At 74.2% G+C, this 23,975-nt stretch carries 24 protein-coding genes; 10 read left to right on the plus strand and 14 right to left on the minus strand.

Going from position 1 to position 23,975, the window contains the following annotated elements; translation table 11 throughout:
- Window positions 1-42 precede the first annotated feature (42 nt).
- Together AC1C2W_RS13100 and AC1C2W_RS13105 are read right to left on the minus strand one after the other, a co-directional pair.
- Window positions 43-441: a hypothetical protein gene (locus tag AC1C2W_RS13100; RefSeq protein ID WP_495413305.1), complete on the minus strand. Its 399-nt coding sequence runs from the start codon at window positions 439-441 to the stop codon at window positions 43-45.
- 54 nt (window positions 442-495) lie between these two features.
- Entirely contained in the window at window positions 496-2,148 is a 1,653-nt protein-coding gene (locus tag AC1C2W_RS13105; protein WP_495413306.1) for a phytoene desaturase family protein, read from the minus strand.
- 393 nt (window positions 2,149-2,541) lie between these two features.
- Here AC1C2W_RS13105 and AC1C2W_RS13110 point away from each other — a divergent pair, with 393 nt between their 5' ends.
- Window positions 2,542-3,480: an NAD(P)-dependent oxidoreductase gene (locus AC1C2W_RS13110; protein ID WP_495413307.1), complete on the plus strand. Its 939-nt coding sequence runs from the start codon at window positions 2,542-2,544 to the stop codon at window positions 3,478-3,480.
- A 15-nt stretch (window positions 3,481-3,495) separates the two neighbouring features.
- On the opposite strand, the gene mutM is transcribed toward AC1C2W_RS13110, so the two are convergent.
- The 6 genes from mutM to coaD all read right to left on the minus strand — a co-directional run bounded on the left by mutM (window position 3,496) and on the right by coaD (window position 7,145).
- Window positions 3,496-4,446, minus strand: a complete 951-nt coding sequence (gene mutM / locus AC1C2W_RS13115; protein ID WP_495413308.1) for a bifunctional DNA-formamidopyrimidine glycosylase/DNA-(apurinic or apyrimidinic site) lyase — start codon at window positions 4,444-4,446, stop codon at window positions 3,496-3,498.
- A complete protein-coding gene (gene rnc / locus AC1C2W_RS13120) occupies window positions 4,439-5,167 on the minus strand; it encodes a ribonuclease III (RefSeq protein ID WP_495389665.1) in 729 nt (242 codons plus the stop codon). The genes mutM and rnc overlap by 8 nt, the downstream gene beginning before the upstream one ends.
- Before the next feature lies 1 nt (window position 5,168).
- Window positions 5,169-5,363: a 50S ribosomal protein L32 gene (gene rpmF / locus AC1C2W_RS13125; RefSeq protein ID WP_495389666.1), complete on the minus strand. Its 195-nt coding sequence runs from the start codon at window positions 5,361-5,363 to the stop codon at window positions 5,169-5,171.
- 2 nt (window positions 5,364-5,365) lie between these two features.
- On the minus strand, window positions 5,366-5,878 hold the full coding sequence (locus AC1C2W_RS13130; protein ID WP_495389667.1) for a YceD family protein: 513 nt from the start codon (window positions 5,876-5,878) through the stop codon (window positions 5,366-5,368).
- Window positions 5,879-6,094: 216 nt separating this feature from the next.
- Window positions 6,095-6,640, minus strand: a complete 546-nt coding sequence (locus AC1C2W_RS13135; protein ID WP_495389668.1) for an ATP synthase subunit B family protein — start codon at window positions 6,638-6,640, stop codon at window positions 6,095-6,097.
- 19 nt (window positions 6,641-6,659) lie between these two features.
- Window positions 6,660-7,145, minus strand: coding sequence for a pantetheine-phosphate adenylyltransferase (gene coaD / locus AC1C2W_RS13140; RefSeq protein ID WP_495389669.1), 486 nt, complete (start codon window positions 7,143-7,145; stop codon window positions 6,660-6,662).
- Between the two features lie 84 nt (window positions 7,146-7,229).
- Here coaD and AC1C2W_RS13145 point away from each other — a divergent pair, with 84 nt between their 5' ends.
- The gene (locus AC1C2W_RS13145) at window positions 7,230-7,964 is read left to right on the plus strand and encodes a hypothetical protein (RefSeq protein ID WP_495413309.1); all 735 of its coding nucleotides are present in this window, start codon (window positions 7,230-7,232) and stop codon (window positions 7,962-7,964) included.
- Here AC1C2W_RS13145 and rsmD read toward each other — a convergent pair.
- Genes rsmD through AC1C2W_RS13160 form a run of 3 tightly spaced genes read right to left on the minus strand, consistent with a single transcriptional unit; the run spans window position 7,953 to window position 12,598 of the window.
- Window positions 7,953-8,567, minus strand: a complete 615-nt coding sequence (gene rsmD / locus AC1C2W_RS13150) for a 16S rRNA (guanine(966)-N(2))-methyltransferase RsmD (protein ID WP_495389671.1) — start codon at window positions 8,565-8,567, stop codon at window positions 7,953-7,955. The two genes, AC1C2W_RS13145 and rsmD, sit on opposite strands and share 12 nt — an antisense overlap.
- A 54-nt stretch (window positions 8,568-8,621) precedes the next feature.
- The gene (locus tag AC1C2W_RS13155) at window positions 8,622-10,877 is read right to left on the minus strand and encodes an ATP-dependent DNA helicase RecG (RefSeq protein ID WP_495413310.1); all 2,256 of its coding nucleotides are present in this window, start codon (window positions 10,875-10,877) and stop codon (window positions 8,622-8,624) included.
- Complete coding sequence (locus AC1C2W_RS13160) at window positions 10,874-12,598, minus strand: DAK2 domain-containing protein (protein WP_495413311.1); 1,725 nt, start codon at window positions 12,596-12,598, stop codon at window positions 10,874-10,876. Before AC1C2W_RS13160 ends, AC1C2W_RS13155 begins: the two co-directional genes overlap by 4 nt.
- A gap of 157 nt (window positions 12,599-12,755) precedes the next feature.
- Between AC1C2W_RS13160 and rpmB the strand changes: the two genes are divergently transcribed.
- Window positions 12,756-12,947, plus strand: a complete 192-nt coding sequence (gene rpmB / locus AC1C2W_RS13165; protein WP_069984843.1) for a 50S ribosomal protein L28 — start codon at window positions 12,756-12,758, stop codon at window positions 12,945-12,947.
- A 196-nt stretch (window positions 12,948-13,143) separates the two neighbouring features.
- Window positions 13,144-13,662, plus strand: coding sequence for a GNAT family N-acetyltransferase (locus tag AC1C2W_RS13170; RefSeq protein WP_495389674.1), 519 nt, complete (start codon window positions 13,144-13,146; stop codon window positions 13,660-13,662).
- Window positions 13,663-13,750: 88 nt separating this feature from the next.
- On the opposite strand, the gene AC1C2W_RS13175 is transcribed toward AC1C2W_RS13170, so the two are convergent.
- Entirely contained in the window at window positions 13,751-14,782 is a 1,032-nt protein-coding gene (locus tag AC1C2W_RS13175; protein ID WP_495413312.1) for a thiamine-phosphate kinase, read from the minus strand.
- Window positions 14,783-14,835: 53 nt separating this feature from the next.
- Here AC1C2W_RS13175 and AC1C2W_RS13180 point away from each other — a divergent pair, with 53 nt between their 5' ends.
- Both AC1C2W_RS13180 and AC1C2W_RS13185 read left to right on the plus strand, forming a co-directional pair.
- Window positions 14,836-15,318 (plus strand): DUF3515 family protein, encoded by a 483-nt coding sequence (locus AC1C2W_RS13180; protein ID WP_495413313.1) that lies wholly within the window; start codon window positions 14,836-14,838, stop codon window positions 15,316-15,318.
- 43 nt (window positions 15,319-15,361) lie between these two features.
- Window positions 15,362-15,775: a VOC family protein gene (locus tag AC1C2W_RS13185; RefSeq protein ID WP_495389677.1), complete on the plus strand. Its 414-nt coding sequence runs from the start codon at window positions 15,362-15,364 to the stop codon at window positions 15,773-15,775.
- A gap of 78 nt (window positions 15,776-15,853) precedes the next feature.
- Here the strand turns inward: AC1C2W_RS13185 and AC1C2W_RS13190 are convergent, their stop codons facing one another.
- Both AC1C2W_RS13190 and AC1C2W_RS13195 read right to left on the minus strand, forming a co-directional pair.
- Window positions 15,854-17,020, minus strand: a complete 1,167-nt coding sequence (locus AC1C2W_RS13190; RefSeq protein WP_495389678.1) for a D-alanine--D-alanine ligase family protein — start codon at window positions 17,018-17,020, stop codon at window positions 15,854-15,856.
- A 38-nt stretch (window positions 17,021-17,058) separates the two neighbouring features.
- Window positions 17,059-18,600 (minus strand): AMP-binding protein, encoded by a 1,542-nt coding sequence (locus AC1C2W_RS13195; protein ID WP_495413402.1) that lies wholly within the window; start codon window positions 18,598-18,600, stop codon window positions 17,059-17,061.
- Window positions 18,601-18,703: 103 nt separating this feature from the next.
- On the opposite strand from AC1C2W_RS13195, the gene AC1C2W_RS13200 reads away from it, so the two are divergent.
- From AC1C2W_RS13200 to AC1C2W_RS13215, 4 genes are all read left to right on the plus strand, one after another.
- On the plus strand, window positions 18,704-19,693 hold the full coding sequence (locus tag AC1C2W_RS13200; protein ID WP_495413314.1) for a hypothetical protein: 990 nt from the start codon (window positions 18,704-18,706) through the stop codon (window positions 19,691-19,693).
- A gap of 329 nt (window positions 19,694-20,022) precedes the next feature.
- Entirely contained in the window at window positions 20,023-21,444 is a 1,422-nt protein-coding gene (locus AC1C2W_RS13205) for a hemolysin family protein (RefSeq protein ID WP_495413315.1), read from the plus strand.
- A complete protein-coding gene (locus AC1C2W_RS13210; RefSeq protein WP_495389681.1) occupies window positions 21,441-22,493 on the plus strand; it encodes a CNNM domain-containing protein in 1,053 nt (350 codons plus the stop codon). The genes AC1C2W_RS13205 and AC1C2W_RS13210 overlap by 4 nt, the downstream gene beginning before the upstream one ends.
- Before the next feature lie 189 nt (window positions 22,494-22,682).
- Window positions 22,683-23,873: an acyl-CoA dehydrogenase family protein gene (locus AC1C2W_RS13215; RefSeq protein ID WP_495413316.1), complete on the plus strand. Its 1,191-nt coding sequence runs from the start codon at window positions 22,683-22,685 to the stop codon at window positions 23,871-23,873.
- Window positions 23,874-23,975: the final 102 nt, after the last annotated feature.

Raw genomic sequence — 23,975 nt, forward strand, 5'->3', positions numbered from 1 at the left:
CGCTAGCCCGGCTTCGAATGCAACGTCGACAGAAGCGGTCGGCTACGGCCGGCCGACCGGACGGTCTGCTCCCGTGGCTCTGAACGCCGCCCTGTAGTCGGCCGTCACCCGGTAGGCGCCGTCGAGCCTGGTCAGGAGCCTCAGGACCCGGCCCCGGTACCCGTACCCCTCGCCGGTGAACAGAGGATGCTCGCGGGCGATGTGGGCCCAGGCAAGGCACTCCCCGACGTTCATTCCGACGAAGGCGGGCAGCGCGTACTGCACGAGCCCGACCTCGCGGCTGACCACGAGGGCGGGAAGCGCCACGACGAGGAGGACGGCGGCCCGCAACCAGCCAGAGTGCCACCGCACGCGCGGCGCGACCAGCACCGGCACGGCCGTGATCGCTCCCGCCAGCGCAAACGCGCCCACAGCGCCCATCGCCGCCGCGTACCAACCCATCAGCCGCACCCGCCTTCGCTCGCCGTCGAGGACCGCATCCTTCCAGGTGGGGAATCAGGGCGCTACCCAGCGGCCACCCAGCGCCGCCATCGCCGCGGCGCGGCCGGGGACGCCGCTCACCCCCCCGCCGCGCCGCGCGCCGGCGCCGGCCAGAAGCACGCGCGGGTGCGTCGTCTCCACGCCCCAGCTCCCGGGGGCGTCCAGGTCCCCGCCCGCGCCGTCGGCGGCGTCGTCCGCCCACGGCCACGACAGGTCGCGGTGGAAGATGTGGCCGCCGGGGAGCCCCACGTCGCCCTCGAGGTCGACCGGGGTGCGCGCCTCGAGGCAGGGACGCCCGTCGGGGTCGTGCAGCAGCACGTCCTCGATCGGCTCGGCCAGCACGGCGTCGAGGGACGCGAGCGTCGCGGCGAGCGCCCGCTCCCGGGCGGCGTCGGGATCGCCGCGGAACAGCCGCGCCGGCATGTGCAGGCCGAAGAGCGTGAGGGTCTGGGCGCCCGACTCGCGCAGCTCCGGCCCGAGGATCGTCGGGTCGGTCAGGGAGTGGCAGTAGATCTCGCACGGCGGCAGGTCGGGGATCGCGCCGGCGGCGGCCTGGGCGTACGCCGTCCGGAGCTGGTCGGCCGACTCGTTCACGTGGAAGGTGCCGCTGAACGCCGCGACCGGGTCGACGCCGTCGCGCAGGCGCGGCAGCCGGCGCACCAGCATGTTGACCTTGAGCTGCGCGCCCTCGGGCGCCTCGGCGGCGGACCGGCCCGAGGGGCCGGCGCCGGCGGCGGCTAGCAGCCGGTCGAGCGTCGTCGGGGCCGCGCCCGAGAGCACGACGCGGGCGGCCGCGGCATGCGTGCGTCCCTCGTCGTCGGCCCAGGAGACCTGCGCGTCGCCGTCGCTGCCCGGGTCGACGGCGGTCACCTCGGCGCGGGTGACGACGGTAGCTCCGGCCGCGAGTGCCGCGTCCCGCAGCGCGCCGGAGACGGCGCCCATGCCGCCCACCGGCACGTCCCAGTCGCCCGTGCCGCGGCCGATCACGTGGTAGAGGAAGCAGCGGTTCTGGATCAGCGACGCCTCGTCGAGGTCGGCGAACGTGCCGATCAGCCCGTCCGTGGCGACGACCCCGCGCACGACGTCCGACGCGAACCGAGCGGGCAGCATCGCGCCGAGCGGGCGCTCGACGACGTCGCGCCACGTCTCGTCGTCGTCCACGAGCGCCCGGGCCTCGGCCCGCGAGAGCAGCGGCTCGGTCATGGTCGGGAACAGCCGCCGCGCGAGGCTGCCGGTGGCGGCGCCCAGCCGGCGCCACGCGTCGTGGTCCGCCGCCGGCGCCCCGATCGCGCCGAACGAGGCCCGCGTCGCGTCGTCGTCCCCCGTGTCGACGAGCAGGCCGGCGCCGCCGACGGGCGTGTACGACGAGTAGCGGCGGCGGCGGAGCGTGATCGGCAGGGCCAGCTCATCGATCACCCGCCGCGGCAGGAGCGAGACCAGGTACGAGTACCGGGACAGCCGCGCGTCGACTCCCGGGAACACCGGCGCGGACACGGCGGCGCCGCCCACGTGGTCGAGCCGCTCCAGCACGAGCACGCTGCGCCCGGCCCGGGCGAGGTACGCGGCGGCGGTGAGCCCGTTGTGCCCGCCGCCCACCACGACGGCGTCGTAGCGGGCGTCGGTACGGGGGGTGCTGCCCTGCGCGGCGGTCGACATCGTTGTCGTCATGGGCTCATCGTGCCGCACCCGCCGCGTCACCACCTGGGACAGCGCTTCGTGGGCCGGCCCTACCGTGCCCGGAGGACAGCACCCTCGGCGCGCGTGCATAGCGTCGCGGCATGCAGACGCTCGCGGTCGCCTCGCGCGGGTCGCCCTCGCCGTCCTCCTGTCCGGGGTGGGGCCGGCGTCCATGGTGGTGCCCGCCGCGGCCGGGCTCACGCAGGGGGCCGGGTTCCTCGACGCCGCGGGGTCCGGGGGGCGAGCCGGCGCCCGCGTTCGCCGCAGTGCGCCTGGTACACGTGGCGGCGGTCCTCGGCGCGACGGTCGCGATGTTCCTCCCCTCGACGAACGCTGGTTCGCCCGGCCCGTCCCTCGAACGGCCGGCTGGTAGCGTCGCCGGGCGTGAAGATCCTCGTGCCCGGCAACGTGCCCTTCGACCTGACGATCGACGTCCCAGGGGTGGAGGTGGCGCACTACGTCATGCGCGACCCGGTGCCCGAGGAGCACGCCGACGCCGATGCGCTGGTCACGTGGTCGAGCCCGCAGCGGGTGCTGGACGATGCCGCCCGGCGCATGACGAGCCTGCGTTGGGTGCAGACGCTCAACGCCGGGCCCGACCAGGCGCTCGCGGCCGGGTTCGCGCCCGACGTGGCGATCTCCTCGGGCCGCTCCCTGCACGACGCGACCGTGGCCGAGCACACCCTGGCCCTCGTGCTCGCGTCGGTGCGGCGGCTCGACCGCACCCTCACCGCCCAGCGCGAGCACGTCTGGGACCGGGACCTGGGCCGGGAGCAGGCGAACGACGAGGCGCGGTTCACGCTGCACGACGCACGGGTGACCATCTGGGGCTTCGGGTCGATCGCCGCCGTCCTGGCGCCGCTGCTCGCCGCGCTCGGCGCGCGCGTGACCGGCGTGGCGTCGTCGGCGGGCGAACGCTACGGATTCCCCGTGGTCGACTCGATCGACGAGGTGCTGCCCACCACCGACCTGCTCGTCTCGCTGCTGCCCGCCACGCCGGCCACGCACCACGCCCTCGACGCGCGGGTGCTCGGCCTGCTGCCCGCCCACGCGCGGTTCGTCAACGCCGGTCGAGGCGCCACCGTCGACGAGGACGCGCTGGTCGCGGCCCTCCGGGACGGCACGATCGCCGGCGCGGCCCTCGACGTCACCGAGACCGAGCCCCTCCCGGCCGACTCCCCGCTGTGGGACGCGCCCCACCTCATCCTCACGCCGCACGTCGCGGGCGGGCGCCCGCAGGGGGCGGCCACGTTCGTCACCGCGCAGCTGCGGGCGTGGCTGGCCGACGGCGCGGCGGGGCTGCGCAACGTCGTCGGGCGCTGACCGGCGCCGCTACGGCTACCAGCGACCCTGGCGGGGCCGCGGCTGGCAGACGGGGCAGGTGTACGACGAGCGGTTCATGAACGCGTCCCGGCGCACCGGCGCGCCGCACCGCAGGCACGGCTCGCCCTCCCGCCCGTAGACCGCCAGGCCGCGGGCGAAGTACCCGGACTCGCCGTTGACGTTGACGTAGAGGGAGTCGAAGCTCGTACCTCCCTGCGCCAGGGAGTCCGTCATGACCTGCGTGGCGGCGTCGAGCACCCGGCGCACCTCGACCGGGCGCAGCCGGTCCGTCGCGCGGGCGAAGTGCAGGCGGGCGCGCCAGAGCGCCTCGTCCGCGTAGATGTTCCCGACGCCGGACAGCAGCGTCTGGTCGAGCAGCGCGCGCTTGATCCCGGTGCGGCGCCGCCGGATCGCGGCCACGACGGAGTCGAGGTCGAACGCCGGGTCGAGCGGGTCGCGGCCGATGTGCGCCACCGGCTCCGGCACGGCGGGCAGAACGCTGCCGAACCCGCCGGGCGCGCCGTCGGGCGTGGGCTCCAGGTCCGTGACCAGCAGGTGCCCGAACGTGCGCTGGTCGACGAAGTCGAGGAAGGTGGCGCCCGAGGGAGCGCCAGTCAGATGCAGGCGGACGCGCAGGTGCGGGTGCGCCCAGTCCCCCGCGACGGCGGGGTCACGCACCAGCAGCTGGCCGGACATGCCGAGGTGGGCGAGCAGCGCCGCGCCGGGCATGGTTTCGACAGGCTCAACCGACGAGACGGGCTCGACCAGCGGCAGCCAGAGGAACTTGCCCCGACGCACCGCGGCCGCGAGCCGGCGGCCGCGCAGCTGGTCGGCGAAGCCGGCGGCGCCGCCGTCGTGGCGGCGCACGGAGTAGTCGCGGAACACCTCGACGGCGCGCACGACGGCGCCGACGACGAAGCGGTCGAGACCGTCGCGGACGGTCTCGACCTCGGGGAGCTCAGGCACCGGTGTCAGCGGCGGGCACCGGCAGCGCCTGCAGCGCGCGGTACGCCTCCTCGGCGGCGGCCTGTTCCGCGTGCTTCTTCGCGGAGCCCGTGCCGAGGCCGAGCACCGGACCTGCCGTCACCTGGGCGTGGAAGACGCGCGCGTGCTCGGGCCCCTCGCCCGTCACCTCGTAGACGGGCGCGCCGAACCCGCGCACGGCGGTGGCCTCCTGGAGCGACGTCTTCCAGTCCAGGCCGGCGCCGAGGTCGGCCGCCGCCTCCAGCGTGGTGTCGACGAGGCGGTGCACCAGCTCGCGGGCCGGCTCCAGGCCGTGCGACAGGTAGGTCGCGCCGATCAGCGCCTCCACCGTGTCCGAGAGGATCGAGTCCTTGTCGAACCCCCGGGTGCGGATCTCGCCCTTGCCCAGCAGCACATAGCCGCCGAGGTCGAGCTCGCGCGCGATCGCGGCGAGGGCGCGCTGCGACACCGTGGCCGCGCGCATCTTCGCCAGCTCGCCCTCCGACTGGTCGGGGTGGCGCCGGTACAGGGCCTCCGTGACGACCAGCCCCAGCACGGTGTCGCCGAGGAACTCGAGGCGCTCGTTGGTCGGGATGCCCCCGGCCTCGTGCGCGAAGGAGCGGTGCGTCAGGGCAAGCACGAGAAGCTCGGGGTCCAGTCGGACCCCGAGCTTCTCGAGAAGAGCGGTCGGCTCCGGCCGCGGCCGGGTGCCGGGTGCAGGCATGTCAGCCCGCGTGCTCGGTGCGCAGCGCCTCGGCGTACTGGCGGCCCTTGTAGGTGCCGCAGGTGGGGCACGCGGCGTGGGACAGCTTCTGCCCCTTGCAGTTCGGGCACGTGGTGAGGGCGGCCGCGGTGGTCTTCCACTGCGAGCGACGCGCCCGGGTGTTGCTGCGCGACATCTTGCGCTTCGGAACAGCCACGGCTAGCTCTCTTTCGTCTCGTCGGACACGCTCGACTCCTCGAGCATGGTCTGCAGTGCCGACCAACGAGGGTCGACCAGGTCGTGATGGTGGTCAGGATCCTCGGCCAGCCGCGCCCCGCAGACGGAGCACAGGCCAGGGCAGTCCTGACGGCACAGCGGTTGAAATGGTAGTGCAGTCACCAGCGAATCCCGAACCGCCGGCTCGATGTCGGCCAGGTCGTCGACCAGCACGGCCTCGTCCTCGGCGTCGTCGTCGCCGGAGTCCTCCGCCGCCTGCGCCCTCTCGGGGTAGGTGAAGAGCTCCTGCACGTGCACGGTCACCTGCCGGGACACCGGGTCGAGGCAGCGCACGCACTCCCCCACCGCCGTGCCGCGCACGACGCCGGAGACCAGCACCCCCTCCAGCACCGACTCGAGCCGCAGGCCCAGGGTCAGGTCGTCGCCCTCGGGCACGCCGATGACGGCGGTACCCATGTCCGCCGGGGCGGGCACGACGCGCGCGACCTCAGTCATCGTTCCGGGTCGCCGCGACAGCACGTGCGTGTCGAGCACGAGCGGTGAGGGCTTCGCGGTGGCGATGGCAGGCTCCAGGGACTGTAAGGCAGGTGGGGGGCGGCCCGAACTCGGGCCAGCGACCTAGTCTAGGCCATCGTGGCGACGGGTCGCAGCACGCCCGGACGTGACCCGCCTCTCACGCCGTGGCCGTCGAGCTCGTGGTCAGGCACGCGCTCAGGACGGCTTGCCCTCCGGCCAACGAGGGTCGGCCACCGCGTCCCACCGCACGCGCGGCGACCGCTCGTCAAGGCGCTCGGCAAGCTTCTCCCGGCCGGCCTGCACCTGGCCGGACAGGGCGTCCAGGTCCTGCTGGAAGTCGGCGAGCCTGCCGTCGCAGTACGCGTCCGCGTCGGTGCGCAGCCCGGCCGCCCGGCGCTCCGCCTCCGCGACGATCTCCGCCGCCCGCGACTCGGCCTGCACCACGACCTGCTCCGACTGCACCAGCTCGATCGCGCGGGCGCGGGCGGAGGCGACGATCTCCTCCGCCTGACGGTGCGCGTCGTCCAGCCTGTCCCGGGCCGCGGCGAGCACCTCGTCCGCCCGCGCGACCTGCGTGGGCAGCGCGTCGCGCAGCTCGTCCACGAGCCCCAGCGCCTGGTCGCGGTCGAGCTTGACGTTGGTCGACAGCGGCGCCGACCTCGCGTTCTCGACCAACGCTGCCAGGTCGTCCAGGATCTCCAGCAGACCGCCCGTCGGGGTGGTCTCGGTCGTCTCGCTCATCCCTGCTCCTTGGTCCGGCTCATCTGGCCAGCGCCGCACGTACCGCGTCGGCGACCCCGGGCGGCACGAGGTCGTCGATGGGCCCGCCGAACCGGGCCACGTCCTTGACCAGCGACGACGCGACGTGCGCGTAGCGCTGCTCACCGGGCACGAAGACCGTCTCGACGCCGGTCAGGTGCCGGTTCATGAGTGCCATCGGCAGCTCGGAGTCGAAGTCGGCCCCGCCCCGCAGCCCCTTGACCACCGCGACCGCCCCGACCTCCCGGCAGAAGTCGACGAGAAGTCCCGGCACGACCTCGACCCGCACGTCGGCGGTCTCCGGGTCGGCCGCGAGCACGTCGCGGGCAAGCTCCACCCGCTGCTCCGGCGCCAGCAACGCGTTCTTGGCGGCGTTGCGGGCCACGCCCACCACCACGACGTCGAACATGCGACGCGCGCGCCGCACGATGTCGAGGTGGCCCAGGGTGATCGGGTCGAACGACCCGGGGCAGACGGCGATGCTCACGCGGTCACGCTAGTACAGGGGTGGCGCGATCCCGGGGAGCCCCGTCGGGGTGCCGCTGCCCCGATCCGGGCACACCATGTGGGCATGCCCGACGTCGTTCGCCTCGACACCGCGGACCAGGTCGCCTCGCTGTGGCACGACGTGCTCGCGCCGTCGTTCCCGCCCGCGGAGCTGATGCCCCTGGACGACCTGCGGGAGGGCATCACCTCCGGCGCGCAGATCGCCTACGGCGTGGTGCGCGGCGGGAAAGTCGTGGCCGGGATCGTCGCGTCGTGGTCGCCGGACACGCGAGTGCTGCTCGTCGACTACCTCGCCATCGCACCCGGCGGTCGCGGGGGCGGGGTCGGCGGGCACCTCCTGTCGCGGTCCGTCGCCGGCTGGCGCGACGAGCTGCGCCCGGCGCTCGTGCTGGCCGAGGTGGAGCACCCGGGCCACCACGACGCGCACGAGCAGCACGGGGACCCCGCCGCCCGGCTGCGCTTCTATGCGCGGCACGGCGCACGCGTGCTGGCGCTGCCCTACTTCCAGCCGGGGATGGGCGGGGCGGGCTCGCCTCGCGTCCCGGCGATGCTGCTCGTCGCCCTCGGGGAGGACGGGTCGACCGCAGTCCCCGCCGAGCCCGTGCGCCGGCTCCTTGCCCAGCACCTCGCGGCCTGCGAGGGGTCGCTGTCCGACGACGTGGCGACCCGGCGGCTGCTCGACGCGGCGTCCGGGGAGTCGGTGTCGCTGGTCGACCCCGCCGACGCCGGGGCGCTCGCCGCCGTGCCCGTGGGCACCCTGGAGGGCGACGAGCGGTACGCCCCGCGCTCAGCGGGCTGACGTCGGCTCGCCGTCTGCGGGCAGAGGCTCGGGCTCGGCGTAGTGCACGGCCGTCTCGCCGTAGTCCTTGCGGGCGAACGCCGCCAGGCCGGCGGGCCACACGGGCTCGGGGCTGCGGCCCGACCGCTCGACGACGACGACGGCCCTCGGCGCCAGCACCCCCGGCGCGGCGAGGTGGCCCAGGACGGTGGCGAGCGTGTCCTCGGGCACGTCGTACGGCGGGTCGAGGAAGACGAGATCGAACCCCCGGTCCGAGGCGGCTTCGACGGCGGGGGCCGCGCCCGCGGCGAATCGCTCCGCCGTGTCCGCCACGACGCGCACCTCTCGCTGGAGGCCGAGCACGGCCACGTTGCGACGTGCCACGTCCGCCGCCTTGCGGGCCGCGTCGACGAGCACGACCTCGGCCGCACCCCGACTCGCCGCCTCGAGCCCGAGCGCGCCCGAGCCCGCGTACAGGTCGAGCACCCGGGCGCCCTCCAGGACGTCGAGGTGCTCCAGCCGGGAGAAGATCGCCTCGCGAACCCGGTCGCTCGTCGGCCGCGTGCCCTTCGGCGGCACCTGCAGGGTGCGCCCGCCGAACCGGCCGGCCACGATCCTCGTCATGCGGCCGAGCGTATCCGCCGCCGCACGCCGGACGTGATGAGCCCGCGCCCGGGGTCAGGCACGCTCGAGGAACTCCTCCTGCTCGTCGTCGAGCTGCGCCTCGATTGCCGCGCGCAGCTCGGGGTGGGCACCCAGCTCGAGGTCGGCGTCGACCACCGCCGACGACTCGCGGCGCGCCTCGCCGATGAGGTCGGCGTCCTGCACCACCCGCAGCAGCCGCAGCGAGCTGGACCGGCCCGACTGCGCGGCGCCGAGCACGTCGCCCTCGGAGCGCAGCTCGAGGTCGAGCGTCGCGAGGCGGAACCCGTCCGTCGTCTCCGCGAGCGCCTCGACGCGTGCCGCTGCCGGCGTGCCTGGCTGCGCCGTCGACACCAGCAGGCACAGGCCCGGCGCCGATCCGCGCCCGACCCGCCCGCGCAGCTGGTGCAGCTGGGACAGGCCGAAGCGGTCGGCGTCGAACACCACCATCACGGTCGCCTCGGGCACGTCGACCCCGACCTCGATCACGGTCGTGGAGACCAGCACCGGCACCTCGCCGGCGGCGAAGCGCGTCATCGCGGACTCCTTGTCGGCGGCCGCCATCTGCCCGTGCAGCACGCCCACCTCGACCCCCGCGAGCTGCGGCGTCTCGGGCAGCATCTCCGCGACCTCGAGCACGGCGCGCAGCGGCGGCCGGTCGCCCGCGGCGCCCTCGGCGTCGACGAGCTCCAGCAGGTCCGGCACGTCGTCGAAGTCGTCGCGCGCCTTCGCCCCGCCGGCGGGCAGGTCGGCGTCGGGGTGGATGCGGGGGCACACGACGTACGCGCGGTGCCCCTTGTCCACCTCCTCGCGCACCCGCGTCCAGGTGCGCTCCATCCAGCGGGGGTTGCCGGCGGGCACCACGTGGGAGGTGATCCCGGCGCGACCGGCCGGCACCTCGGTGAGCGATGACGTCTCGAGATCCCCGAAGACGGTCATCGCGACCGTGCGCGGGATGGGGGTGGCCGTCATGACGAGCAGGTGCGGCGCCACGCGGCCCTTGGCCCGCAGGGAGTCGCGCTGCTCGACGCCGAACCGGTGCTGCTCGTCCACCACGACCAGGCCCAGGTCGGCGAACTGCACCTGCTCGCCGAGCAGGGCGTGCGTGCCCACGACGATCCCGGCCTCGCCGCCCGCCGCCTGCAGCAGCGCCTCCTTGCGGGCCGCCGCACCCAGCGAGCCGGTCAGCAGCGCCACCCGGGTGCCATGCGCCGCGCCGCCGAGCAGCCCGCCCTCCGCGAGGTCACCCAGCAGCGTGCGCAGGGTGCGGGCGTGCTGCGCCGCCAGCACCTCGGTAGGCGCGAGCAGCGCCGCCTGCCCGCCGGCGTCGACCACCTGGAGCATGGCGCGCAGCGCGACGACCGTCTTTCCGGAGCCGACCTCGCCCTGCAGCAGCCGCTGCATCGGCCGCGGCTGCGCGAGCTCGCGCTCCAGGTCCTCGCCGACCGACCGCTGCCCGTCCGTCAGCGTGAACGGCAGCGCGGCGTCGAAGTCGGCCAGCAGGCTCGGCTCGCCCGGCACCCGGGGCGGGCGGGCCGTGGCCTCCTCCTGTGCCGCGTGGGCCCGGCGCTGCGCGAGCGCCGCCTGCAGCACGAACGCCTCCTCGAAGCGGAACCGGTGTCGCGCCCGCTGCCACGTCGGCTGGTCGTCGGGTGCGTGGATCGCGCGCAGCGCGTCGAGGCGGCCCGGCAGGCCCAGCCGGGCCCGCACCTCGGCCGGCACGGGTTCCTCGACGTCGGCCTCGATCAGCGGGTCGAGCACGGTGCGCACGGCCCTCTGGATGCGCCAGCTCGGCACCGAGGACGACGCCGGGTAGATCGGGATGGGGCGGCTCGCCTCGAACATCGCCGCCTCGGTGTCGTCCGCATCGACGCCCACGAGCACGTAGTCCGGGTGCGTGAGCTGCCGCGTGCCCCGGTACTCGCTGACCACGCCGGTGAACAGGCCGACCCGGCCGGGGCGCAGCTTCTCCTCGTGCGGACGTAGCGCGCCGGCGCGCTTCGCGAAGAACGTCAGCGCCAGCTCGTGGCGGCCGTCCGTCACGACCGCCTGCAGCATCGCCCCCGCCCGCGAGCGCATCGTGCGCATGGTCGCGTGGGCGACGCGCGCCATGACCGTGACGTGCTCCCCCAGGGCGAGCCGGTCCATGTCCGTGAGCGTGCCCGGGTCCCCGTACCGGCGGGGGTAGTGGCGGAGGAGGTCCCCGACCGTGGTCAGCCCCAGCTTGGCGAGCGGGCCGGCGCTACGGGCGCCCAGGACCTTGGTCAGGGCCTCCGACTCCCGGCCGGTCACCGCCGGTCCCCCGTCGCCTCCGCAGCGAACGGCTGCTGCGGCTGGTGCGGCTCGACGCCGATCGCCACGTGCCCCCCGGGGCGCCCGGTGCGCATGACGACCACGTCCGCGCCGCCGGACACCTCGGCCGCCCGCACCGCGAGCATCTCCATCGTGGCATCGGGCACGTCGTCGTCCGGCAGCAGGGTCACGATGGCGGTCGGGGACCCCGCGACGAGCCGCTTGACGATCGCGCCGACGGTGACCGCCGGGCCGCCGCCGACCCGCAGCCCCGCGACGACGGACCCGACGACCGCGGGGACGTCGACGTCCCCCTCCTGCGTGTCGTCGAGCGCCGCCGCCAGCGCCGACGTCCCCGCGACGAGGTGGGCGTCGACGGGCGCGGGGACGCGCACGATCTCGGGCATCTCGGCCGGGTCCTCGGCCTCGGCCCGCGAGCCGTCGGCCAGCCCGTCCAGCAGCTGTTCGGGCGCGAGCACGAGCACGCGGGGGGCGCCCGCCCCGAGCGCCGCGGCGGCCAGGTCCACCGCGGTCGGGCGGACGTCCAGGTCCAGCACCACGACGGCGCCCGCACGGGCGAGCTCGGCGGCGAGCGCAGGGGCGGCCGTCGTGACCACGACCGCCCAGCGGTCCGGCGGGACGGCGAGGTGGCGTACGGACACGCGGGACACCGCCCCACGCGAGGCCCACCGCCGCGCCACGTCGAGCGCAGCATCGAGGTCGGCGGTGTGCACGTGCGCCTGCCACAGGGATCGCTCGGCGTCGTCGCTCTCGTCGCCGCCCCCCACGACCACCACGGAGCTGCCGACGTCGTCGAGGTCCGCGCGGAGCGCGTCGGCGACCGCGCCCGGGCGGAAGCCGACCGCCGACGCCGATCGCTCCAGGACGAACATCAGCTCGACGTCGTCGGCCGGACCGTCGCCGACCGCGTGGCCCACGTGGGTCACGTCGGTGTCGTCGGCGGATGCCTCGTCGGCGCCCGGCACGGACCCCCCGGAAGCCGGGTCCCCGTGACCGTGCCCGTCGATATGCAGGTCGATGTCCAGCAGCACGGGCGTCATGGTGCCGCCAGCCTCCGACACGCCCTCGGCGGCGCCCCGCTGCGCCGCGGCCAGGGAGGCGAGCACGAGTACGAGGCCGCACGCGCCCGCGTCGAGCACCCCCGCCGTGCGCAGCGGCTCCAGCGCGCCCACGCTGCGCAGCGCCGCCTCGCGGGCGCCGCGGTACGCCGCGTCGATCGTGGAGAGCCAGACCGGGGCACCGGGTGGACCGACCATCCCTCCCGCCTCGACATGCCTGGCCGCGGCCGCCGCGGACTCCGCGGCGGTGAGGATCGTGCCGGGCGCGGGGTGGGCCACGGCCTGGCGCGCCGTCCGGGCCGCGACGTCGAGCGCGATGGCAAGGCTGTCGCCCCGGGTGGCGGCGACCGTGAGCCCGCGCAGCCACTCGCTGAGGATCACCCCGGAGTTCCCGCGGGCCCCGAGGAGCGCGGACCGCGCGGCCAACCGCAGCAGCCGAGCGCCACCGGCGGTCGCGGGCGCGGCATGGACGGCGGCCGCGGCGTCCCGGGCCGTGAGGTACATGTTGGTGCCGGTGTCGCCGTCGGCCACGGGGAAGACGTTCGCGCGGTCGAGCTCGGCGCGGGCCGTGGCCAGGGCCTCGACGGTGATGCGCACCCAGGCGCGGACGACGGCGGCGTCGAGGGGCTCGGGCTGCTGCACGCCCCCACGGTAGCCGTGACCGGCCCCACGTTGAGGGGCACTCCACAGATCGGCTACCCTTGTGTGGTTGCCCGGGTGGTCCCGGGCTCCCCCAAACTACCGAGTTCACGTCCTGCTGCCCTGGCGCGGGACGTGTCACGACGATTCAGGAGAGACCGTGGCTGCCAACTGCGACGTCTGCGGCAAGGGCCCGGGCTTCGGGCACAGCATCTCGCACTCCCACATCCGCACGAAGCGCCGTTGGAACCCCAACATCCAGCGCGTGCGTGCCGTGGTCGCGGGTACCCCCAAGCGGGTCAACGTCTGCACCTCGTGCCTCAAGGCCGGCAAGGTCACGCGCCAGGCCTGAGCCTCGCACCGGCCGTGCCCGGTGCTTGCGACGTTTTCCGCAAGACGCCCGTCGGGATCATCCCGGCGGGCGTCTCGCTGTGCCCGCACACCTGGTGTGTGCCCCGCCCGGTCCACCGCCGCCATCGGCAAAGAATTCGTGAAGCTTTCACCAACCAGTCTTGGCTGATGGTGTGTGGACGTGGCACCCTGGGCAGATGATCGTGCAGACCGACAGCGACGTGGAGATCCGGCCCGCCGACGTGTCCGACGCCGGGCGGATCGCCCAGGTGCACGTCACGTCCTGGAAGGGCGCGTACGCGAGCGTGCTGCCGGCCGAGTATCTCGACTCGCTCGACGTCTCGGAGCGGGCCGTGCAGTGGCAGCAGATCCTCGATGAAGGTTCCCGCACGACGCTGGTTGCCGAGGGAGACAGCCGCCTGCTGGGATTCGCGAGCTTCGGACCCTCCCGCGACGAGGACGCCGAGAACGGCGACCTCGAGCTCTACGCCATCTACCTCGACCCCGAGTCGTGGGGCCGCGGGGTCGCTCGCGACCTCATGCGGACCGTCCTGTCCGACGTGCCGGACGGCGTCCCGATGTCGCTGTGGGTGCTGTCCCAGAACGAGCGCGCGCGGCACTTCTACCGTCGGCACGGCTTCCAGCCCGACGGCGTGGAGCGGATGGACGACATCGGCGACACCCCGGTGACCGAGGTCCGCTACCGCCGAGGCTGACGCATCGCCGGTCGAGCTTGTCGAATGCCCGCCGGTCGAGCTTGTCGAGACCAGGTTTCGACAGGCTCAACCAGCGGTTCCGACAGGCTCAACCAGCGAAGTGATCCCAACCCGTGGCTGATCCCGGGGCCTCGCCGTCCACGGTGACGCCGCGCCTCCCGGGCACCGCGTGCCCGACCGTACCGATCCTGCGGAACCCGCACGGCAGCTCCGCGCCCGGCGCGAACGTGGCGAGCAGGCCGTGGTCCTCGCCTCCGGAGAGCACCCAGGCGAGGGCCGTATCGCGGTCGCGACCGAGCGCCCGCGCGGCCGGCGCCAGCCGGTCCACGTCGGCTGCGAGGCCCGCCCTGTCGACGTCGATCCGCACGACGCTCGCGCGCGCCAGCCGGCCGGCGTCGCGCAGCAGCCCGTCCGAGACGTCGAGCATCGCGGTGGCGCCGTGCCGCGCGGCCTCCGGGCCGGCCGCCAGCGGCGGCTCCGGGCGCAGATAGCCCGCGACGCACTCCCCGAGCGGCCCGCGCTCCGGAGCTCCGGTCTCGACCCGCGCGCCGTCGGCCGGCGCCGCGGCACCGGCGTCGAGGAGGGCCAGCCCCGCGGCCGACAGCCCGCGGCGGCCCGCATAGGCCAGGACGTCGCCCGGCCTCGCGCCCGACCGGGTCACCGGGTCACGACCCTCCAGGTCCCCGTGGGCGGTGACCGCCACCACCACGGCGTCGCCGCCGGACAGGTCGCCGCCGACGACGGCGGCGCCGACCGGGGCGCACGTCTCCTCGAGGCCGCGCGCGAGGCCGGTCACCCAGTCGACCGGCAGGTCGCCGGGGACCACGAGGGAGACGACGAGCGCGGTCGGCCGGGCGCCCATCGCTGCCACGTCCGCGAGGTTCGCCGCCGCCGCCCGCACCCCGACGTCGTACCCGTCGGACCAGCGCCGCCGGAAGTGCCGGTCCTCCACGAGCACGTCGGTCGTCACCACGAACCGTGTGTCGGGCGCGGCCACCACCGCCGCGTCGTCGCCGGGGCCGAGGAGCGTCGCGGAGCCGGCGGACAGCAGAGGGAAGATCCGGGCGAGCAGCTCGTCCTCGGACAGGTCGCGCACGAGCGGGCGGGTGGCGTCGGTCACGGGCACGACTGTAGGCGGTGACCGGGCGCATCCCGCCCGGTAGCGTGGGCGCCGTGCTCCGCCCGTTGATGTCCGGCCGCGCCGCCCGCGCCGCCGCGCTGTGCGTCCTCGTCGTCCCGCTGGCCGCGTGCGCCACCACCATCGGCGTCACCCCAGCGGAGGACGCCGCGAACCCCGCGTGCGCGCCCGTCATGCTCGCGCTGCCGGACGTGCTCGCCGGGGACCTGGACAAGGCGGAGACCACCGCGCAGGCCACCGCCGCGTGGGGCGAGCCCGGCGCCGCAGTCACCCTGCGCTGCGGGGTCACGCCGCCCGGGCCGTCGCCCGACTGCCAGCAGGTGGAGTCGGGCTCCGGCACCATCGACTGGATCGTCGAGGCCGGCGACGACGGCACCTGGCGGTTCACCACCTACGGGCGCGAGCCCGCGGTCGAGGTCGTGGTGCCCCCGTCGGTCACCGCCGGCCACTCGACGTCGTTCGTCGGGGATCTCGCGCAGGCCGTGAGCACCGTCGAGCAGACCGCCGAATGCACCTGACCTCGCTGGTCAGCTGTCGGAGCCCCGTGCAAGGGTGGCGCCCATGGACCAGCGCGTGAGCTTCATCACCCTCGTCGTCGGCGACCTTGCCGCCACCCGCCGCTTCTACGTCGACGGGCTGGGCTGGGATCCGGAGCTGGAGGCGCCTGGCGAGGTGCTCATGTTCCGGGTGGGCGATCGCCTCGTCCTGTCGCTGTGGGCCGAGTCGTTCGCGACCGAGGAGATCGGCGCGGTCACGCGCGGCGGCACGCCGCCGGTCACGCTCGCGCACAACGTCGCGACGACGGCGGAGGTCGACGTCGTGCTCGACGACGCGCGGCGGGCCGGCGCGGCGAGCGTCGCCGACGCGGTCGAGCGCGAGTGGGGCGGGTACACCGGCTACTTCGCGGACCCGGACGGCTTCCGCTGGGAGGTCGCCTACAACCCGGGCGACATCGGCCGCAGCGTGCTGCCGTAGCGCGAACTACCTCGGCCCCGATCGAACTACCTCGCGGAGATGCGAACTACCTCGCGGGATCCGGGACTACCTCGGTGGTCAGCGCAGGCCGGTGGGGCGCTGCAGGGCGAGCTGGATGAGCTCGTCCACCAGCTCGGGGTAGGTGACGCCCGAGGCCTCCCACATCCGGGGGTACATCGAGAACGGCGTGAACCCCGGCATGGTGTTGATCTCGTTGACGACCACACGCTCGTCGGGGGTCACGAAGAGGTCGACGCGGGACAGCCCCTCGGCCTCAATGGCCTCGAAGGTCCGCACGGCGATGTCGCGCACCTCCTCGAGCACGTGCGGGGGCAGGTCGGCGGGGCACCGCAGGTCGACGTGCGCCTCGTCCAGGTACTTCGCCTCGAAGTCGTAGAACGCATGGCTGTCGTGGTCGACGACGATCTCGCCGGGCAGCGACGCCCGCGGCGGCGCTCCGTCGCGACCGCCGAGCACGGCGCACTCGATCTCGCGGCCCTCGTTCGCCGCCTCGACGATCACCTTGGGGTCGTGCTCGCGCGCGGCCTCGACGGCAGCGGGCAGGTCGGCGAGGTCGTCCACGCGCGTGATGCCGAGCGAGGACCCCGCCCGCGCCGGCTTGACGAACAGTGGCAGCCCGAGCGGCCGCACGGCGGCGAGGCTCGCCGCGCGGTCCCGCTCCCAGTCCTGCGGGCGGATGACGACGTATGGGCCGATGGCCAGGCCCTGGCCCGCCAGCACGAGCTTCATGAAGTGCTTGTCCATGCCCACGGCGGAGGCCAGCACGCCCGCGCCGACGTAGTGCACGTCCGCGAGCTCGAGCAGCCCCTGCAGGGTGCCGTCCTCGCCGAACGGGCCGTGCAGCAGCGGGAAGACGACGTCGACCTCGCCGAGCACCCCCGGCACCTGCCCGTGCTCCAGCACCCGCAGTGTGCTCTCCCCCTGCGTGAGCGAGAGCACCACCTCGGCGCCGGAGTCGGCGGTGACCTCGGGGAGGCGGCCGTCGGCGATCTGCCACCGCTCGGGGTCGTCGGCGGCGACCACCCAGCGACCCTCGCGCGTGATGCCGACCGGCACCACGTCGTACCGCTCGCGGTCGATCGCGCGCAGCACACCGCTGGCGGTCAAGGCGGAGATCGCGTGCTCGCCGGAGCGGCCGCCGAAGAGCACGGCGACGCGGATCCTGCGCGGGGCGTCGCCGGGCGCGGGGACGACCGGGACGGAGGCGGTGGTGGCGTCGGACATCGCGCCCAATCTACCGGAGGAACGCCCTCGCGGATCGGTCAGCGGGCGCGCAGCTCCTTGCGCAGGATCTTGCCCGCCGCGGACTTGGGCACCTGCTCGACGAACTCCACCGCCCGCACCTTCTTGTACGGGGCGACCTGCTCGGCGACGAACGCCTGCACGTCCTCGGCCGTGAGCTCGGCACCGTCGGCCTGCACGACGAACGCCTTGGGCACCTCTCCCGACTCGGCGTCGGGAATCCCGATCACCGCGGCGTCCGCGATCTGCGGGTGGGTGAGCAGCAGCGCCTCCAGCTCGGCCGGCGCCACCTGGTAGCCCTTGTGCTTGATGAGCTCCTTGAGCCGGTCGACGACACAGAACGCGCCGTCGGCGTCGACGGTCACGATGTCGCCGGTGTGCAGGAAGCCGTCGGTCTCGAGCGTGTCGCGGGTGGACTGCTCGTCCGCGAGGTACCCGACCATGACGTTCGGCCCCGCGCACAGCAGCTCGCCGGGCGCGCTGACCCCCTCGGCGGGCTGCTCGATCTCCGCGCCCGTGGCCGGGTCCACGATCCTGGCCAGCATGTTCGGCACGAGCATGCCGACGGTGCCGGGCGACACGTCGGTGCGGCCGATCGGGATGATGTGCGAGACCGGCGACATCTCGGACATGCCGTAGCCCTGCAGCACCCGGGTGCCCGGCATGCGCCGCCCGACCGCCGCGGCGAGGTGCTCGTCGAACGGCGCCGCGCCCGACATGAGCATGCGCACGCTCGACAGGTCGCGGCCGGCCGCCGCCGGGTGCTTGGCCAGGGCCAGCGCGATGGGCGGCGCGACGAAGAGCACCGTGGCCCGGTGCTGCTCGATGACGCGCAGGTACTCCGCCAGGTCGAACCGGGGCAGGGTCACCAGCGCGGACCGCCGGTAGATCGCGCCGTTCATGAGCACCGTCATCCCGTAGATGTGGAAGAACGGCAGCACCGCCGGGACCACGTCGTCGGGGGTGAGGGGGATGTACGCGTCGGTCTGCAGCACGTTCGCCACGAGGTTGCGGTGGGTGAGCATCACGCCCTTGGGCAGGCCCGTGGTGCCGGAGGAGTACGGCAGCACCGCCAGGTGCGTGGCCGGGTCGAACGCGACATCCGGCGCCGGGTGCCCGCCGCCCAGCAGCTCGGGCAGGGACGGGTGCCCGTCCGCGCCGTCGAGCACGACGACGTCGGCCGCAGCGAGGCCCGCGGCGTCGGCCCCGGCCTCGGCGGCCGCGAGCAGCGGGGAGACCGTGACGAGCGCCCTCGCGCCCGACGCCTCGAGCTGCTTGCCCACCTCCCGGGCCGAGGCCAGGGCGTTGATCGTGGTCACGGTGATCCCGGCCCGCAGGAGGCCGTGGAAGACGGCCACGAACGCGGGGACGTTCGGGCTGTGCAGGGCCACCACGTCCCCGACGCCGAGGCCCCGGTCGGCGAACGCGCCGGCGATCCCGTCGACCTGCGAGCGCAGGTCGCGGTAGGTGGTCTCGGCGCCGCTCGGGCCGTCGAGCAGGGCGACCCGGTCGAGGACGGCGTCGTCGGCGTCGTCGAGCGGGGCGAAGAGGAAGTCGTACAGGCTGACGTCCGAACGGGATACATGGAGCCGTCGGCGACCGACTGGCCCCGCCCCGCGGAAAAGTCACCCGCCGCAGCTAGGGCCGTCGCCCTAGGCTCGTGGCGTGGACATCCGCACTGAACAGCAACTGAGCCCTGTTGCAGACCATGTGTCCGCCCTGACGGCGATCGTGAGGCCGATCCTTCAGGGCACGTTGTACTCGCTCAAGGGCGAGGTGGTGGCGGCCATCGGTGGGTACGAGCAGGTTCCACTGTTCATGCTTCCCCGCCTGCTCAGGCCTGGTGACGGCGACTGCGGCATCTGCTTCGAGTACGCGGTCCACGATGCGATCGCCAGGGGGGAGGCGTCTACGGTCGAAAGGGTGGCCGATGCCCTGAAGCGGTGCAAGGTCTCGACGCAAGACGTCGGGTCCATCCTGTTCGGTGCGGAGAAAAGTGGCGCGCAGCAACTGATCGATACGGCAGCCGAGGCGCTCACATCGGAGTCGCGGCTCATGAGCGGGCTCCGTGGGCACCCGGTCAAGCTGCGGCGGCACCTCTCGACGGCTGCCGCGGCATTCCGGAGGCAGGGTGCGCGAAACGGCCTTCCCCAGAGCATCGCTGGCCTGTGGAAAGCGGACCTGTTCCTTGGCTCCCGGTTCGACGATCGGTGGGTTGGCACCACGGTCAAGATCAACCCCGCGAAGCTCGAGGGGGCACGTGGCTTGCGCGTCGGCATCGTTCCGTCGCAGGAGGGCGCCTCAGATGCGATCCGTCTTGACGACCGACGCAACCTTGTCGTCTGCCCACTTCCATACGATGCCGCCTTCGTCGAGGTCTTCTATCTCGCCTGGGAGGTCGTCCAGGCGTTCCTTGCGGCTGATGCGAACCTGCCGAAAGAGGTCGCGCTTCCGATGACTGCCCAGCGCCACGTCGCGCGCAAGCTCGTGACGAGGCGCCAATTCCCGGTGGTCGATGTGATCGACGCCCTGGCGCCACTCGCTCAACCGGAGCTGCTACGAACTGATGAGGAACTGGCCACGATGCAGCCCGTGTTCGGTGGGAACGCCGAGCAGGTGACAGGGGTGCTGGCTCCCAGGCCCGATGGGCTCTAGCCGGCTGTAGTCAACAGAGCTTTCCGTCCGGGATCTCGACGTCGGGGTGCGGGCTGCGGATGACGCTGATGTTGGCGCTGCTGTTGGCGCTGCTGTTGGCGCTGCTGTTGACCATGCGGGCGGTCCCTTCGTGCCGGCACGGTCTTCGTCGACCGTGGTGCACCGGAGCGTAGCGCCGGGAACCATCCGCGCACCCACCGCGTTACGGGCATCGTGGAAGACACGATTGACCTCGCGGCGCCCGCGGCGGAAGAGAACGCCGCGCCCGCCGACGACCCCAGCCATAGTCCGGGCTCCGCAGAGCCCCGACGCGCGGAGGTGCACGCCAGATGAGCGCCGTACTCTCCCTTCTCCTCGGCATCCTCGTGATCCTCGTGATCACCGCGGCGACGGCGTACTTCGTCGCCCAGGAGTTCGCCTACATGACCGTGGACCGCTCCCGGCTCACCGCCCGCGCGGAGGCCGGTGACGTGACCGCGCAGCGCGCCCTCGCCGTCACCCGACGCACGTCGTTCGTGCTGTCCGGTGCCCAGCTCGGCATCACCGTGACCGGCCTGCTCGTGGGCTACGTCGCGGAGCCGCTCGTGGGTGACTCCCTCGGCACCCTGCTCGGCGGGGTGGGCGTCCCGACCGGGGTCGGCGTGGCCGTCGGTACCGTCGCGGCGCTGCTCATGTCGACGCTGGTGCAGATGCTCTTCGGCGAGCTGTTCCCCAAGAACCTCGCCATCTCCCGCCCCGAGCCGACGGCGCTGCGCCTGGCGGGCTCGACAACGGCGTACCTGACCGCCCTCGGCTGGCTGATCGCCGTCTTCGACAAGACGTCCAACGCCCTGCTGCGCGTGCTGCGCATCGAGCCGGTGCACGACGTCGAGCACTCCGCCACGGCCCGCGACCTCGAGCACATCGTCGCGGACTCCCGCGAGAGCGGCGACCTCCCCGACGACCTCTCGATGCTGCTGGACCGGATCCTCGACTTCCCGTCCCGCGACGTCGAGCACGCGATGATCCCGCGCTCGCGCGTCGGGACGGTCGAGCCCGGACTCGCGGTGGGCGAGCTGCGCACCCTCATGGCCGGCGGCCACTCGCGCTACCCGGTGGTGGACGGCGAGGACCAGGCGCTCGGCGTCGTCCAGCTCACGGACCTGCTCCGCACCGGGCTGCCCGACGACGCCCCCGTGACGGACCTCATGCGCGCCGTCACCGTGCTCCCGACGCTCATGGCGCTCCCGGACGCGCTCGCGGAGCTGACGCGCACCCGCAACCAGATCGCCGTCGTCGTGGACGAGTACGGCGGCTTCGCGGGCGTGCTCACCCTCGAGGACCTCGCGGAGGAGCTCGTCGGCGAGATCACGGACGAGCACGACGCCGCGGAGCCCGCCACGGTCACGCCCGAGGGCGACGACACCTGGGTGATGGGCGGCGACGTGCACCTGGACGAGGCGGAGCGCGCCCTCGGGCACGACCTGCCGCGCGGCGACCAGGAGACGGTCGCCGGGCTCCTCATCGCGCAGCTCGGGGCGCTCCCCCGCGCCGGGGACCATGTCACCGTCGAGCTGCCGCCCGACCCCGCCGACCTCGCGCACGACGAGCCCGTGGGGCGCCGCATCGAGGCGGAGGTGCTCGCCGTCGAGCGGCACGTGCCGCACTTGGTGCGCGTGCGCCTGTTCGAGGGCTCGGTCGAGTCCACGGCGCACGAGGCCGGGACCGGCAGGACGAACGGAACGAACGGGACGAAGGAGGCCGGACGATGAGCAACCCTTGGATCGTGGTCGCCGCGACCGTCGTGATCATCGCGCTCAGCGCCTTCTTCGTGGCGGTGGAGTTCGCCCTCCTGGGCGCGCGCCGCCACCGCCTGGAGGACGCCGCGCCCACCAGCCGCTCCGCGCGGGCGGCGCTGCGCAGCTCCTCCGAGCTGACGCTGCTGCTCGCCGGGTCGCAACTCGGCATCACCGCGTGCACCCTGGCGCTCGGCGCCGTCACCAAGCCGGCAGTGCACCACTGGCTCACACCGCTGTTCGCGGCGTGGGGCGCGCCGTACTGGATCGCCGACGTCGTGGGCTTCGTGCTCGCGCTGATCCTCGTGACCTTCCTGCACCTCGTGGTCGGCGAGATGGCCCCGAAGTCGTGGGCCATCGCGCACCCCGAGGCGTCGGCGACGCTGCTCGCGCTGCCGATGCGCGGGTTCATGTGGCTCACGCGGCCCGTGCTGCGCTGGCTCAACGCGCAGGCGAACCGCTGCCTGCGGGCCGTGGGCGTCGAGCCCGTGGACCACATCGACGTCGGGCACGACCCGGCGACGCTGCGGCACCTGGTGGAGCACTCGGCCAACGTCGGCGCCCTCGACGCGGCGTACTCGTCGCAGATCGCGGGCGCGCTGGAGCTGGAGACCCTCACGGTCGACACGCTCTTGCCACCCGGGGTACGCCCGACGACGGTGCCCGCGGGCGCGACGGCGGCGGACGTCCGCGCGGCCTCGGTCGCGTCCGGGCACCTGCGCATCCTGCTCCGCTCTGCGGACGGGGCTGACAACGGGGACGGCAGCGGGGCCGACGACGGGGTGCGGGGCGTCGTGCACGTGCGCGACACGCTGCTGCTGGCCGACGACGCCCCCGTCGTGCCGGTGGCGCGCGAACTGTTCGTGCTCGACGGGACGACCACCGTGCACGCCGCGATCGCCCTGCTGCGCGGGGCGGGCGAGCAGCTCGCGCTGGTGCGTCGCGACGGACGGACGCTGGGCGTCATCACCCTCGCCGACGTGCTGCGACGGCTGCTGCCGCAGCCCGCCCCCGCGTCCGCCTGACCCAGGCCCAGTGTTGTGGGCGCGAGTTCGGGGACAATTCGCGGCCGAATAGTCCCCGAACTCGCGCCCACAACNCCCCTCCCCCTTTCCCCCCCCCCCTATCCCTGTTTTTTGGGCTTGTTTTGGGTCCCCCCTCCCCCCCCCCCCCCCCCCCCCCCCCGCCCCCACAACACGGGCTACGGTGAGGGCATGCCTGCGCCCTCACCGTTCGACGCGCCCCGCCAGATCCTTACCGACGAGCTGCTCGAGACGATCCGCGGCCGGGCCGCGGGGTACGACCGCGAGAACGCCTTCTTCGCCGACGACCTCGCCGACCTCAAGGCCGCCGGGTACCTGCAGGCGATGGTGCCCGAGCACCTGGGCGGCGCCGAGCTCACGCTGCGCGAGGCGGCCCGCGAGCAGGCCCGGCTGGCCGGCGCGGCACCTGCGACGGCGCTGGCCGTGAACATGCATCACGTGTGGGTGGGCGTCGCCAGGTTCCTGCACGAGCGCGGCGACGGCTCCCTCGACTGGCTGCTGGAGGAGACCGCGCACGGCGAGGTCTTCGGCTTCGGCTACTCGGAGGCCGGCAACGACCTGGTGCTGCTCGGCTCCCGCACGGAGGCGCGCCCCGACGGCGAGGGCGGCTACTCGTTCCACGGCACCAAGATCTTCACGTCCAACTCCCCCGGCTGGACCCGGTTGGGCGTGATGGGTCTGGACGATGCCACCGACCCCGACGACCCGCGCATCGTGCACGCGTTCGTCACCCGCGACGGCGGCGGGTTCGAGATCAAGGACGACTGGGACACGCTCGGCATGCGGGCGTCGCAGTCGTGCACCACGGTGCTCGACGGCGCGCACGCGTCCGCGGACCGGGTGCTGCGGCGCATCGCGCCGGGCCCGAGCCTCGACCCGTACGTGCTGGGCATCTTCACGTCGTTCGAGATCCTGCTCGCGTCCGTCTACCTGGGGATCGCGGACCGGGCGCTGGCCCTCGCCGTCGAGGCCGTGAACAGGCGCCGGTCGATGAAGACCGGCAAGGCGTACTCGCAGGACCCGGACATCCGGTGGCGCATCGGCACGGCCGCGCTCGCCCTCGACGGCCTGTGGCCGCAGCTCGACATGGTGGCGGGCGAGGTCGATGCCCAGGTCGACGTGCAGTCCGGATCAGGCGCGGGGTTCTTCCGCTCGACGGCGGGGCTCAAGGTGCGCGTCACCGAGACCGCGCGGCAGGTCGTGGACGAGGCCATCCGCTGCTCGGGCGGGTCCACGTACTTCAACCGGTCCGAGCTCGGCCGCCTCTACCGCGACGTGCTCGCCGGGATCTTCCACCCGTCCGACGACGAGTCCGCGCACTCGACGGTCGCGCAGTCCGTCCTGGGCCCGCTGGAGGACTGAGCCCGCCACCCAAGTTGTCAGGACCACGCGAAGGTTGCCGTCACCCTGGCCCTGACAACTCAGCAGGATCGCGAGTTGTCAGGACCACGCGAAGGTTGCCGT

The organism is Isoptericola sp. Y581, from assembly GCF_059445475.1.